Source organism: Pseudomonas sp. K5002 (genome assembly GCF_013386655.1).
Classification (GTDB): Bacteria; Pseudomonadota; Gammaproteobacteria; order Pseudomonadales; family Pseudomonadaceae; genus Aquipseudomonas.
Window position 1 is genome coordinate 16,414 of record NZ_JACARK010000044.1, and the last position, 13,447, is coordinate 29,860.

At 56.4% G+C, this 13,447-nt stretch carries 12 protein-coding genes; 5 read left to right on the forward strand and 7 right to left on the reverse strand.

Annotated features, from left to right (window positions below; translation table 11 throughout):
• Positions 1-19: 19 nt before the first annotated feature.
• The gene (acnA, locus tag HX846_RS02625; RefSeq protein WP_178964929.1) at positions 20-2,704 is read right to left on the reverse strand and encodes an aconitate hydratase AcnA; all 2,685 of its coding nucleotides are present in this window, start codon (positions 2,702-2,704) and stop codon (positions 20-22) included.
• A 214-nt stretch (positions 2,705-2,918) separates the two neighbouring features.
• On the opposite strand from acnA, the gene HX846_RS02630 reads away from it, so the two are divergent.
• Positions 2,919-3,659: an ABC transporter substrate-binding protein gene (locus HX846_RS02630; RefSeq protein WP_087694045.1), complete on the forward strand. Its 741-nt coding sequence runs from the start codon at positions 2,919-2,921 to the stop codon at positions 3,657-3,659.
• Positions 3,660-3,696: 37 nt separating this feature from the next.
• On the opposite strand, the gene HX846_RS02635 is transcribed toward HX846_RS02630, so the two are convergent.
• The 5 genes from HX846_RS02635 to HX846_RS02655 all read right to left on the reverse strand — a co-directional run bounded on the left by HX846_RS02635 (position 3,697) and on the right by HX846_RS02655 (position 9,150).
• Entirely contained in the window at positions 3,697-4,737 is a 1,041-nt protein-coding gene (locus HX846_RS02635; RefSeq protein WP_087694044.1) for an AbrB family transcriptional regulator, read from the reverse strand.
• Complete coding sequence (locus tag HX846_RS02640) at positions 4,734-5,798, reverse strand: lactonase family protein (protein WP_178964930.1); 1,065 nt, start codon at positions 5,796-5,798, stop codon at positions 4,734-4,736. Before HX846_RS02640 ends, HX846_RS02635 begins: the two co-directional genes overlap by 4 nt.
• A gap of 35 nt (positions 5,799-5,833) precedes the next feature.
• Complete coding sequence (locus HX846_RS02645; RefSeq protein WP_087694042.1) at positions 5,834-6,715, reverse strand: LysR family transcriptional regulator; 882 nt, start codon at positions 6,713-6,715, stop codon at positions 5,834-5,836.
• The gene (otnK, locus tag HX846_RS02650; RefSeq protein ID WP_087694041.1) at positions 6,705-7,973 is read right to left on the reverse strand and encodes a 3-oxo-tetronate kinase; all 1,269 of its coding nucleotides are present in this window, start codon (positions 7,971-7,973) and stop codon (positions 6,705-6,707) included. The genes HX846_RS02645 and otnK overlap by 11 nt, the downstream gene beginning before the upstream one ends.
• Positions 7,974-8,079: 106 nt before the next feature.
• Positions 8,080-9,150, reverse strand: coding sequence for an isocitrate/isopropylmalate dehydrogenase family protein (locus HX846_RS02655; RefSeq protein WP_087694040.1), 1,071 nt, complete (start codon positions 9,148-9,150; stop codon positions 8,080-8,082).
• Between the two features lie 260 nt (positions 9,151-9,410).
• On the opposite strand from HX846_RS02655, the gene rraA reads away from it, so the two are divergent.
• Complete coding sequence (rraA, locus tag HX846_RS02660) at positions 9,411-9,893, forward strand: ribonuclease E activity regulator RraA (RefSeq protein WP_087694039.1); 483 nt, start codon at positions 9,411-9,413, stop codon at positions 9,891-9,893.
• Here rraA and HX846_RS02665 read toward each other — a convergent pair.
• The gene (locus tag HX846_RS02665) at positions 9,886-10,824 is read right to left on the reverse strand and encodes a GntR family transcriptional regulator (protein WP_178964931.1); all 939 of its coding nucleotides are present in this window, start codon (positions 10,822-10,824) and stop codon (positions 9,886-9,888) included. The genes rraA and HX846_RS02665 overlap by 8 nt on opposite strands.
• Before the next feature lie 163 nt (positions 10,825-10,987).
• Here HX846_RS02665 and HX846_RS02670 point away from each other — a divergent pair, with 163 nt between their 5' ends.
• The 3 genes from HX846_RS02670 (at position 10,988) to phbB (ending at position 13,342) form a co-directional block, all read left to right on the forward strand.
• Complete coding sequence (locus tag HX846_RS02670) at positions 10,988-11,647, forward strand: aspartate/glutamate racemase family protein (protein WP_087694037.1); 660 nt, start codon at positions 10,988-10,990, stop codon at positions 11,645-11,647.
• Between the two features lie 29 nt (positions 11,648-11,676).
• Positions 11,677-12,465: a hydroxypyruvate isomerase family protein gene (locus HX846_RS02675; RefSeq protein WP_178964932.1), complete on the forward strand. Its 789-nt coding sequence runs from the start codon at positions 11,677-11,679 to the stop codon at positions 12,463-12,465.
• A 133-nt stretch (positions 12,466-12,598) separates the two neighbouring features.
• Positions 12,599-13,342 carry an acetoacetyl-CoA reductase gene (gene phbB / locus HX846_RS02680; protein WP_087694035.1) on the forward strand — a complete coding sequence of 248 codons (744 nt, stop codon included), beginning with the start codon at positions 12,599-12,601 and terminating at the stop codon, positions 13,340-13,342.
• The last annotated feature ends 105 nt before the right edge of the window (positions 13,343-13,447 follow it).

Sequence of the window (13,447 nt, forward strand, 5' to 3'; positions counted from 1 at the left end):
TCAAGGGCCAGTCTTTCGTTTAGGCCTCCGCCTCAGCGACAACCTTACGCACGACATAGGGCAAAATCCCGCCCTCCTTCAAGTACAGAATCTCCTGCTGGGAATCGAGTTGCAGAATCAACGACACCGACGTCAGCCCTTTGTCAGTACCACTGATCGTCAGGCACACCGGGTTGGCCCCCACCTGCAACGTCTCCAGTCCGCTGAAGTCCAGTGACTCACTACCCGTCAGCTGCACGCTCTGGGCATCGGCGCCTGCTGCAAAGGTGATGGGCAGAATGCCCATGCCGATCAGGTTGCTGCGGTGGATACGTTCAAAACTTTGTGCGATGACGGCTTTGACGCCCAGTGTGGCTTGCGCCTTGGCGGCCCAGTCACGGCTGGAGCCTGCGCCGTAGTTGAACCCGGCGAAAATCACCAGCGGTACATCCTTGGCGGCATAGCTCAGCGCCGCGTCGTATACCCGCTGAATCGAGCCGTCGTAAGCCCTGGCAAAGCCACCCTCTCTCGGCTGTTGATCCAGCAACTGATTTTTCACCGCCCGATTGACGAACGCGCCGCGCATCATCACTTCGTGGTTGCTGCGCCGTGTCGAGTATTGATTGAGATCGTTCGGGTTTTCACCGCGCTCGGTCAACCACTGTCCAGCCTGGCTTTGAAGTGGAATCGCACTGGCCGGTGAGATGTGGTCGGTGGTGACGTTGTCGCCCAGCACCATCAACACCCGCGCGTCATGAATCGACAGCTCAGTGGAAGCCTGGGGTTTGACGTTTTGCAGATAAATAGGGCGACGCAGATAAGTCGAATCCGGCGCCCAAGGAAATTGCACACTGCCACTGGCCGACAGTGCCTGCCAGTGATGAGTGCCGTCCCACAGCATGGCGTTGCGTTTGCGGAACAGGTCCGGGCGAACGGTCTCGCTGACCAGCGCTTGAATTTGCTCTTCGGTCGGCATCAGTTCATGCAGATACACGTCGTTGCCCGCCGAATCCTGACCCAACGGCTCAGCCTGGATGTCCATGTTGATAGTGCCGGCCAACGCGTAGGCCACGACCAGCGCCGGCGAAGCCAGGTAACCGATCTGCACCCGTGGATTGACCCGCCCTTCGAAGTTGCGATTGCCTGACAGCACCACCACGGTTTTCAGGCCTTGGTCCGAGAAGCGCTCCATGTGTTCTTCGAGGCTGCCGGAGTTGCCGATGCAGGTCATGCAGCCAAATCCGGCCAGGTCAAACCCCAGGATCGAGAAGTCTCTCAGCAGGTCGGCTTTTTCCAGGTAGTCCGCAACTACGCGCGATCCGGGCGACAGGGATGTCTTGACCCAAGGCTTGCTGCGCAAACCTCGACGCTGAGCGTTGCGGGCCACCAATCCGGCCTGGATCATCTGGCTCGGGTTCGCGGTGTTGGTACAGCTGGTGATCGCCGCGAGGGAAATGGCGCCGTGGGTCAGCGCCTGGCCAAACGAAGGCTCGAAGTACTCGGTCTCAGTGTCCGAGGAGCGAGCAATCACGCCTTCCCGCTCACCCAGAATATCCTGGCGAAAGGACGGTGCAGCGTCCGCCAGTTTGCGCCACTGATGCGGCTGATGAGGCCCGGCGACACTCGGCTCGATGGCCGCCAGGTCCAGCTCGATCAGGTCATCGAAGTGCGGCTCGGGCAACGAGTCGTGGCGCCACAAGCCTTGCGCCTCAAGGTACGTTTGAATACGCGCAATAGTGTCCTCACTCCGCCCGGTCAGGTGCATGTATTCCATGGTGTTGTCGTCGAACGGGAAGAACACTACGGTGGCGCCATACTCAGGGGCCATGTTCGACAGCGTCCCCCGTGCCGCCCAACTGAGCTTCGATAGACCGGGCCCACAGAATTCAACGAACTTGCCCACCACGCCCGTCGCACGCAGCATCTGAGTGATGCGTAATGCCAGATCGGTAGCCGTCACGCCGGGCCGCAGTTCGTTGCTCAAGCGTATGCCGACGACGTCAGGAAAGCTGATCGGCACCGGCTCGCCCAGCATGGCAGCCTGCCCTTCCAGCCCGCCCACGCCCCAGCCCAGCACGCCGATGGCGTTGATCATGGGCGTGTGGCTATCGGTCGCGACGATATCGTCAGGATGCAGCAGCGGCTGGCCGTCGGCAGTCTGGCTTTCCCAGACAACAGTCGCCAGTGACTCCATGTTGACCTGGTGGATGATCCCGGTGCCCGGCGGCACCACCTTGAAATTGGTCAGGCTCTTTTGTGCCCACTTGATGAATTCATAGCGCTCGGAGTTGCGGCGATAATCGATGTCGAGGTTCTTCTCGACGGCATCCGCCTCGGCGTAGCGCTCGACAATCACCGAATGATCGATGACCAGCACTGCAGGAATCATCGGGTTCATGGTTTCCGGTGCACCGCCCATTTCCGCCACCATGTCGCGCATGCCGGCAAAGTCAGCCAGCGCCGGCAGGCACGTCGTGTCGTGGAACATCAACCGGTTGGGATAAAAAGGCACTTCGCAGGCCGGCGCGCCTTCGCGTATGCACTCAATGAAATTGTCCAGAGACGCCGGTGAACAACGCGCCACATTCTCCAGCAGGATGCGAATCGAATAGGGCAAGCTACGGAGCTCATCCGGGGTCAGTATCTTGTGCAGATCCACGTAGGCGTAACGGGTGTCGCCCACTTGAAGGTGGCTTTGATGACGTGCGTCGATAGCTGAAATCATGGGTTTATCATTCACCGGTTGAGTGCATGAGCAAACGACTCTATTCGGTCGTTCAGTTGGACCTAGCGTAATCAAAGGCCGGCCCGAGTAAAATTGAGCGTTGAGCAAGCCATCGTTCGTCCACGGAGAACGCAGCCTTGGTGAGCCTGAAATTGTCAGGTCTTGCGCACTTCCCTACTCTCGGGACCGATGACATTTTCCCAGGAGACTATTTATGCCCACCCCTACCGCAGAAGTCCTCAGTGATCTGGCGCCGACTGGCGTTCTCCGTGCCGCCATCAACTTCGGCAACCCGGTGCTTGCACAGCGCAACGCCGAGACAGGAAAGCCTCAAGGGGTGTCCGTCAGCCTGGCTGTGGCACTGGGCAAGCACTTAGGCGTCCCTGTTGAGTTCATTACCTATGACGCTGCGGGCAAGGTGTTCGAAGCTTTAGCGCAGAAGCAATGGAACATTGCATTCCTGGCCATCGAACCTGTGCGTGAAGCTCAAGTCGCCTTCAGCGAACCTTACGTGATCATCGAAGGTACTTATCTGGTCAAAAACAGCTCCCCGTTCTTCAAAATGGAAGATTTGGATCAGCCCGGCGTGCGGATCGCCGTTGGCAAGGGTGCTGCTTACGACTTGTACCTGAGCCGAACTCAACAGCACGCGACCCTCGTCCGTGCGCCGACATCCGCTGGCGCGGTCGATCTGTTTCTCGACGAAAACCTGGAGGCTGCTGCGGGGGTGCGCCAGCCACTGCTCAAGGTTGCCGAAGCTAATAGAGAACTGCGTGTGCTGGACGGTTACTTCACGTCGATTCGCCAAGCGATGGGCGTTCCTGTGCAATGTGTCGCGGCCGCGGCTTACGTCAGGGAGTTCCTGGAAGAACAGAAAGCCAACGGCTTCGTCCTCAAGGCACTCGTCGACAGCGGTCAGAGCGACGTCACCGTCGCCCCCTTGCAGGACCATTAACACATCGCACATGGCAGGTTGAAACGCACTTGCCCGCTCAGCGGCGAAGACGTTTCAACCAGACTTTGTGCACCGGCTCGGCACAGAGCATCACCACCACCAGACGCATGATTTGCATCGCCGTGACAACGCCGACACCCAGGTTCAGGGCTTCGGCCGTCAGGTACATCTCCGTACTGCTTCCCGGCATCATGCCCAACGCCAGGGTCAACACTGGAAAGCCCAGCAAATAGCCTATTCCAAGCGCCAGAACCAGGGTGCAGAAGATCATGATCAGGTTGAATAGCGAGACCTTGAGCAAGAACTTCGGCGAAGCCCTGAAGAACTGTCGATCAAAATACCCGCCGAGCGCGCATCCGATCATGAGCTGGCCGTAATGACTGAGCTCCACAGGCAGCGCAGTTTGCAAATTGAAGCTGGCCGTGAACAACGCGCACAGGGCCATCGGCCCGAACATCCAGGGGTTCGGTAGCTTGTAGCGCTTCCAGATCATTGCCGTCAGCGCCCCACCGATCAGCAACGGAAGCAGCCAATACCAATCACTGGGAAAACGGGCATGAACCACTGCCGGAGAGATTTTCGCGGTGAAAAACATCGCCGGCGGCACACAGAGAACAATCAACACCAAACGTACGCTGTGAGCCGCAGCAATCTGACTGACGTTGGCCTTATGCCTGATTCCCGATTGAATCATTTCTGAAAAGTTGGCGGGCATGAAGGCGAAGAAAGCGGTCGTCAGGTCCATGCCACGACGCCGCATGAACTCTACGCCGAGCAGCGCCAGGAACAGGGTGAGAAACGCCGCGAACAGCATCATCGCGAAATGCCCCAGGATCTGCTCGAGCACCACAGGCGTAAAGTGTAAGCCGATGGACGTTGCGATCATCCACTGCCCAGTCAGGCGTCCATTGGGAATCTCCCCCACCCGCCAGCCCAGGCAACGCACCAGGATCACCGCCAACATTGATCCAATGATCCAGGGCAAAGGCCAGTTCAGGTAGCTGGCAAGCAGAGCCCCGGCAATTCCCACCAACGGTGTTGCCCACCACAATCCCATTGAGGTGAAAAACGCTTTCATGCCCTCGATCCACCGAAGACCATGCATACCGGACTTCCCGTCTCGACAACTTCACCCGTCGGGGTCAAGGCTCCAGTCGCCGGATCAACACAGAAAACCACGATCGTATCGCTGTCCTCATTGGCGACGTACATGGCTTTTCCGTCGGGTGACAACGCAAAAAATCGTGGTGTCCTGCCTTCCGTTGGCGTCGCCGATTCAAATGTCAACCAACCCGATTGCGGGTCGATTCTGAAGACCGTGATGGTGTCGCTGCCTCTATTCGAGGCGTACAGGAATCGCCCCGTTCCATCGACTTCGATCTCTGCCGCCGTGCTGTCGCCGGTAAAAGAATCAGGTAGCGCAGAGATCACCTGCTGTGGCTGAAGCTCGCCGCTTTCGTTGTTGAAGCGGTAGGTGCCGACGGTGGAATCCAGCTCATTGACCGAGTAGACCACCGGCAGCCCAGGATGAAACGCCACGTGCCGAGGCCCCGCCCCTTTGCGAGTGGCCACAAACGGGCAAGCAGCCGGCAGCAGCTTGCCCAGTTGCGAATCGAATCGATAGATGAAGATTCGGTCCAACCCTTTGTCCGGCACCACCACATTTTTTCCACTGGGATCGAATGGATTGAAATGAGGTTTCGGGCCTTTTTGCTCAATCCGATGAGGTCCGATCGGCCCTTCGGTCAGCACCTGGTCACAGAGTTCGCCCAGCTCACCCGAGGCGAGGATCGGCAGAACAACAACTGAACCACTGTAATGATTGCTCACAACCAGAAAACCACCGTCCGGTGAAATCGCCAGATGCGCGGGATTGTGGCCGTGGGTGCTTTGGCTATTGAGATAGCTCAGCGTGCCATCGGAGTTGATTCTGAACGCACTGGCTTGGTCCGTATCGCCATGGACGCAATACAGAAAATCCTGTTGCTTGCTGATGGCCAGAAAAGAGGGGTTAACCAAGCCATCGACCAACTGCACATGAGTCAGGCATCCCGTTTGCGGGTCGACGCTGTAGACGTTGATCCCGTTACCCCGAGCATTTCTTTCACGAGTGGTACGACAGCCAACGTAAATAAACATGAGCTCATCTCAAAGGGTGAATTGAACGGCGCCTGTCACGCGGTCAAGTGCGCGACGAACGCGCGGGCAGTCGGTGGCAAGGATTCGAATCGACGAGCAACGATCTGCAACTGACGCTTGGCCCAAGGCTCGGCCAGCGTCACAGCGTGCAATTGAAAGGGACGCAGATAAGGGCGCAATACATCGCGAGGCAAAATGCAGATACCCAGATTGGTCGAGACCATCCGGCACATGCACTCAAAACTGGAAACGCGAACCCGCTGCCTGACCGTCTGCCCTAACAATGCAGCTTGCTCAGTCAGTAGCAGGTGCACAGAACTTTCTACGTGAGGACCGATGAATTCATAGTGCAACGCCTGATCGAACGTGGCGTGCGCGTGCCCCGCCAATGGATGGTGTTCGGGAACTGCGATCACCAATTCGTCCACGCGATAGGCCAGTGTTTCCAACCCCAGGGATGGCGTCTGTTCGGCAATGATGCCGACGTCCGCGCGACCGTCCGACACCGCTCGGACGATCGCCGCACCGACACGTTCTTCGACGTCAAATTTGATGTCGGGATAGGTTTCCAGGAACGTGCCGATGTCCAGGCTTAGCTGTTGTGCCAGCGCGGAGGTAATGGCGTGCAAGCGAACGTGACCTTTGATACCCGCACCGTACTCACTTAGCTCCTGATCCATTTTCTGGAGTGTTTCATTGAGCTGCAAAGCATAGTGGCGAAGCGACTGTCCAGCAGGAGTGAGCTCCATTCCGCGTGGGTATCGAATGAACAACGCTGAGCCCACTTTTTCTTCAAGCTCGCTGATCCGTTTACTCACCGCGGACGTCGCCAGGTGGCAGAGTTGCGAAGCCTTTGTCAGGTTGCGCTGCTCTGCCACTGCCATGAAGATTTCGAGACTCAACAGATCATGGCGCATTGGCCAATGCCTTCTCAAAGAAGTCTACTGTTCCGAAATTGCCGGACTTCAGCGCCAGGGCTACCGGGTCGTCCCGCAAACCGAGCGTCCATGGGACGCCTGGATCAATCGTCGCTCCGATTCTCAGAGCTTTGATCTTCAGTGCCTTGACCACAGCACCCGACGTTTCGCCACCGGCCACCACGAGCTTGCGCACGCCCATCTCATACAGGCCAACAGCCACGGCGGACAGCGCGTCTTCAACGATCTGCCCAGCGGCTTCAACACCGAGCTTCTGCTGGGCAAGCTTGACCGTCTCTGGCTGCGCACTGCCGTAAATCAGAATCGGTCCTTGCTGAATCAAGTCCTTCGCCCAGGCGAGTGCTTGGGCTACCTGATCATGACCATTCGCCAGGAGCAGTGGATCAAGGGAGAAACTCGGACGGCTCTTTTGCCAGTGCTCGACCTGGCTGTTGGTCGCCACTGAACAACTGCCGGAAACTACCGCGCCCAACCCTTTAATGGCGGGTAGCACCGAAGCCGTCTCGGATTTACCGAGTAAACCTGCACGGCGGAAGTTTTCAGGTAGACCCAGCGCAACGCCGGACCCGCCGGTAACGAGCTTATGGTCTGCAACAGCCCCGCCGATTGCATACAGATCCTCGTCGTCGATCGCGTCGACGATGGCGTATCCCTGGCCCTGCGCCTCAAGGTTACTGAAGGCCGTCGAAATGGCTTGCGCGCCTTTGCTGACGACCGAATGTGCAACGAGCCCGACCGGCTTAAGCGTCTGTTGCTGCAACACCCGAACCAGATTGGAGTCGGTCATGGGCGTCAACGGATGATTGCGCATCCCGGATTCGCTTAATAACTGCTCGCCAACGAACAGATGACCGTTAAAAATGGTGCGTTTGTTTTCCGGAAACGCAGGGCAAGCCACGGCGAATGACACACCCAGTGCATCGGCGAGGGCATCCGCCACCGGGCCGATGTTCCCGCGAGACGTGGAATCAAACGTCGAGCAGTATTTGAAAAAAAACTGTTGGCAACCCGCAGCACGCAACCACTCCAACGCTTCGAGCGACTGAGTAACGGCCTCTTCGGCGCTGATGGTGCGGCTTTTCAGAGCAATGACGACAGCATCGATATCGTCCGGCAACGGCCCTTCAGGTACGCCAATCACTTGCAGGGTGCGCATTCCGGCACGCACTAACGTGCTGGCCAGATCCGTACCGCCGGTGAAGTCGTCAGCGATGCAACCGAGTAGTAATTGACTCACTGCACTCTCCTCTAGCCCTCTCCTTGGATGACCTCAAGGAAGAACAGGCATTTCTTGATATTAATTCCGCAAGCGGGCGGCATGACTGGCATGCCGCCCGAGTCGATCAGCCCAGGATCACCTTGGCGACGGCTTCACCAAAAGCTTTGGTACCGCTGGAACCGCCCAGATCCGGAGTGCGCTGCTTAGGATCTTTCAGAACTGCATCGACAGCCTTGTCCATTTCCAGGCCGGCGTTGATCAATGCTTCATTGTTATGGTGCTCGCCCATCCACTGCAGGAGCATGCCAACGGAGAGGATCATCGAGACCGGGTTGGCCTTGTCCTGACCGGCGATGTCCGGTGCGGAGCCATGCTGTGCCTGGGCGCAGCAATGAACATCGCTGGCCATCATCGAACCGGCGAGACCCAGGCTGCCCGACAGTTCGCTGGCGAGGTCACTGATGATGTCGCCGTAGAAGTTCGTGGCAACCAATACGTCGAAGCGCTCAGGGCTGCGCACCAGGTGAGCCGTCGACGCATCGACCAGCAAATCGTCCAAAGCGACTTCAGGGAAGTCCTTCGCTACATTGCGAACGCATTCCAGGAACAGGCCATCAGTCATGTGGAAGCTGTTGGCTTTGTGAATGGCGGTGACCTTCTTGCCACGTTTCATAGCCAGCTCGAATGCGCGACGAGCAATACGTTCACTGCAATGACGTGTGATTTTACGCGTGGATAAAGCCATATCAGGGGTTGGCATCATTTCACCCCAACCACGGCTCATGTTGCGGTCCGGATAAAACCCTTCAGTCGCTTCACGCATGATCACCAAGTCCATCGTCTTGCCTTCCTTCATGTTCGAAGTCAGGAATGGACGAGTGCGGGCAGGACGCACGTTGGCGTAGAGATCCAGGCCGATACGAAAGCCCGCGGAAACGTTACGACCGCCCTTTTCAGGGACTGGATAGTCGGCGTGCGATTGGGTGCCGAGAATAATGCCGTCATAGCCTTTGGCCTTTTCCAACACTTCATCACGCAAGGTGGTGCCGTATTTGTCCAGGCTCGTGAAACCGACATCGTCGTAATCGAAGCTCAGGCCCAGATCGAATTTTGTGTTCGCTGCATTCAGCACCGACATCGAAGACTCAACGATTTCTGGACCAATACCATCACCAGGAAGAACCAAAATACGCATCGCAAACCCCTTACTTATTGTTTGAGCTGAATTTTTCGAAGCCGGTGTGTCAGAAACCAGCTCCATTTATGTACATCGTAAATACAAAGTACAATATTGGCGAGGCGAAGTCCTTAACCATTTGCTCCCGTTCGTCCTGAGATTTTTCTGGAGCAGTGTCGTTCTCGCTTTCGACAGATTGCATTTTATTGCATGAATATTCAATTTGTGCAATCTTTTCGCTCAACGGTCATCCACCAATCGAAGCAGGAGAATCCTCCATGACAGTTAAAACATCCGATCTGTGCGATCAGTACCCAGACTCAATTCGCATTCTGACCCCAATGTTTCAGGACTTTGGCGGCAAGAACGATTTCGAGGGACGTGCCTTCACCCTGAAATGCTTTGAGGACAATTCCAGGATCAAGGAAATAAGCAGTTTGCCGGGTCAAGGTAGAGTGCTGGTGGTAGACGGTGGGGGTAGTGATCGCTTCGCGTTGTTCGGCGATGTGATTGCTGAGGACCTGGTGAAGAACGGCTGGGCCGGCGTGTTGATCTACGGATACATCCGCGACAAAGCCGCTTTGCGCGACATGCCGATCGCGATCAAGGCACTGGGCACTTCACCGCGCAAGACCGTCAAGCGTAACGAGGGGCAAATCGGAATAACGCTGGAGTTCGCCGGACACTCCATCGCTGACGGCGACCAGTTGTACGGCGACGATGACGGCGTGGTGTTGCTGAACGAACCGCGCCTTAACTGACCACCGAGACCTCAAGGCTGCGCTGGTACTCCAGCTCATCCTTGGCCTCTTTGTCGGTTTTTTGCCGCCCGACGACATCGAGGTGGTTGCGCAGGAACTCCGCGGCAGCCTCTCGCTGCCCACTTTCGATGAGATCCAGAAGATGGATGTGCTCTTTACATTGGTTGATCAGCCGAGGCCGATCGACGTTGGCCTTGTAGGCCATGAATCGACGCAACTGGTTCTGCCGGCGGATAGCTTCCAGAAAAAAAGCGTTGCCCGAACAGCGGACCACCAGTTCATGAAGCTGCGCACCGATCTGAAACAGCTGCGATCGCGACAAGGTGAAAATGTCGCCATCCAGCAATTGCTGCTGGACTTCCCGGGCTTTGGCAAACGCGGCCTTATCCACCTCGTAGCCAGGCTCCAGTACGGCAGCCGGTTCGATTGCCATGCGGAAACGGTAGCTCTGAATATGCGCCTTGGAGTCGTGCAGAAAACTGTTGATCTCCCACCCCTGCCCCGGCTTGCGCTCAATCATCGCCTCATTGGCCAACCGGGTCAGAACCTTCATGAGCTGCCCTCTTGGCACCTCATATCGGCGCATCAGTTCAGCTTCAAAAAAAGTCGTGGGGATGTCGCCGCGCAGTACGTCGTCAACAACGCGCAGATAGAAGTCTTCAAACGGGTCGACTTCCAAAGGGAGCTTACGACTATCGATTCCTCGCGCGTCAGCCGTCAGGAAATAGCCTCGATTCGGCTCCTTGGTGGCCAGGCCCAACTCGGCCAGCAATGCGAAACCACGTCGTATCGGCGAACGCGAAACCCCCAACTCCTTGGCGAAAGATTCTTCGCGCAGCGGATCACCAGCGCGCATCGACCTGGCTCGCGCCATATCGATGATCTTCGGAGCCAACTGCTCCGCAAGGTCTTTTTTGATCTTGGGCTTCATTTTGGATGGTTCGCCCGCCAAGGGTTGTTCTAGATTCAATTGATGAAACCAGTATTCGAGGTGTGAAAGAAAAAATACCACACCTGATGACCAGCCACACGCCGCTGCACTACAGGTGACACAGAGCCCACCAAATCAATCCATTACAACTCGGGGAAACATCATGACCGCACCACGCATTTATTTGATCCATGCAACACCGGTAGCCATTGCACCCATCACTGAAGCGTTCACACGACTTTGGCCCGAAGCCAGGCTGGCCAATCTGCTGGAAGACTCGCTTTCCAGCGACCTGGCGCAAGCCGGTGAACTCACGCCCGCATTGAGTGAGCGCTTCTTGAAACTCGCTACCTATGCCGCAGAGTCGGGTGCTGATGCGATCTTGTTTACCTGCTCGGCATTCGGCGACGCTATTGATCGGTGCAAACGCTCCCTAAGCATCCCGGTGCTGAAACCGAACGAAGCCATGATCGAGGAAGCCATTCAACGGACTCGAAAAATTTCCATCCTCGCGACCTTCGAGCCTGCCATCGCATCGATGACTGAAGAGTTTCAGAGCTATGCCCGGCAGCAAGACGTCGAGATCGAACTCAACACCTTTGTCTGCCCTGGGGCATTCGACGAGCTGCGCAAGGGAAACACTGATCGTCACGACGCTTTGATTGTCGATAGCGCTCGAACGCCAACGAACAGCGAACTGCTGTGTTTCGCGCAATTTTCCATGACCAGCGCAGCGCAACAGGCGAGCCAAGTGAGCGGCCTGCCAGTATTGACCACACCTGACAGCGCTGTGTTGAAACTGCGTAGCCTTCTGCAAGCCTGATGCAGTTTCAAAGACTGAAGGAGTAAGACATGACCAGGTTGAATGCACACATTGGTTTCCAGTTTACGGAGTTACCCTTCCTGAAGCGGTTTTCAGCAGCCGCAAAAGCAAGGTTTAAAGCAGTCGAGTTCCCCTCGCCCTATGAATATGAAGCGACGCAGATAGCGCAGCTTCTGCATGAGCACCAGCTCGGAATGGTGCAATTTGCCGCGCCATCCGGGCCCACAAAAGGCAATACCGGTATTTGCAGCTCGAAGCAGGTCTTCCTCTCGGAGCTGACCCAGGCTGTTGAATACGCAAAAGTGCTCGACTGCAAAATGGTTCACCTGATGTCAGGGGTGTCGCAGGCTGAGCTTGGGGTGATTGCCAATGGCAGCGTTTACCGTCGCAATCTGAAGTACGCGGCTGAGTTCTTGTCTGGAGAAGGCATTGAGCCTTTGATTGAAGTCATCAGCTCAAATGAGGTCCCAGGCTACCTGATGAGCCGCTTCGACTTTGCAGAGGAGATGCTGGAGGCAATACCAAACCTTGGCCTGATCCTGGACACCTATCACACCGAATTACTCGGCAAGGATTGCCTAAGTACGCTCAATCGATGGTGGTCGCGGGTGAAGCATATCCAGGTGGCCGACTTCCCAGGTCGCAATGAACCAGGTACAGGCAATATTGATTTCCCGAAGCTGCTCTCGATGCTGGAAGACCGTGCATATCAGGGCTGGGTGGGCTGCGAATATCGCCCTCGCGCCGGCACTGTCGACGGACTCGACGGTTTATGGAGGACGATGAAACCCAATCCGCACGAAGATGACCGCTGGTAAGAAATCGTTTCTTTTTGGATAAATTGTACTGCGTTGCCTTGCAAAACAATTTCTAGTGGAGTTTATTAGGGACCAGTAGCCCTTGAAGGTTGCACGCAATGCTCCCAACAAAAAACACAAAAGGAGTTAACGCATGACTAAGAAGATCGCCTTTGTTACTGCTGGCATGGGAAACCTGGGCACAGCAGTTTGCCAGCGACTCGCCCGAGATGGATTTACCGTTGTCGCAGGATGCGGTCCCAATTCCCCATTGAAAGACACTTGGCTCGCTCAGCAAAAGGAGCTTGGCTTTAACTTCATTGCCTCTGAAGGGAGCGTTGCTGATTGGGATTCTTGCCGCCAAGCGTTTGAGCAGATCAAGAAAAATGTCGGGCCAGTCGATGTCCTGATCAACAACGCCGGAACCGCTCGCAACGTTGTCTTTCAGGAAATGCAGCCCAATGACTGGACAACCGTCATCGACACCAACCTCAATTCGCTGTTCAACGTGACCAAACAGGTTATCGATGGCATGACCGAAAGAGGCTGGGGACGGGTCATCAACATCTCTTCAGTCAATGCCCAGCTGGGCCAGGTGGGTCAGGTCAACTACTCCACCGCCAAGTCTGCAATCCGGGGCTTCACTCGCGCTCTGGCTCGAGAAGTCGGATCCCGCGGCGTCACAGTGAATACCGTGTCTCCCGGATACATCGCCACTGCCAAGCTTAAATCCGTCACAACTGCCGACGTCATGGACCGCATCATCCAGGACATTCCGACTCGGCGCCTTGGAACACCTGAGGAGATCGCCGCCGTGTGTGCCTGGCTTGCCTCTGATGAGGCCGGGTATGCGAATGGTGCTGACTTCTCGCTGAATGGTGGCCTTCACATGAGTTGACACTCGTGTGAGACTCAGCGGCAACCCGCTGGATCAAACCAAAAATGCAGCGGGAACCTTGATGCGCTTTCAGCGCAGATCCCATAAAAAAAATTGTACTTTACG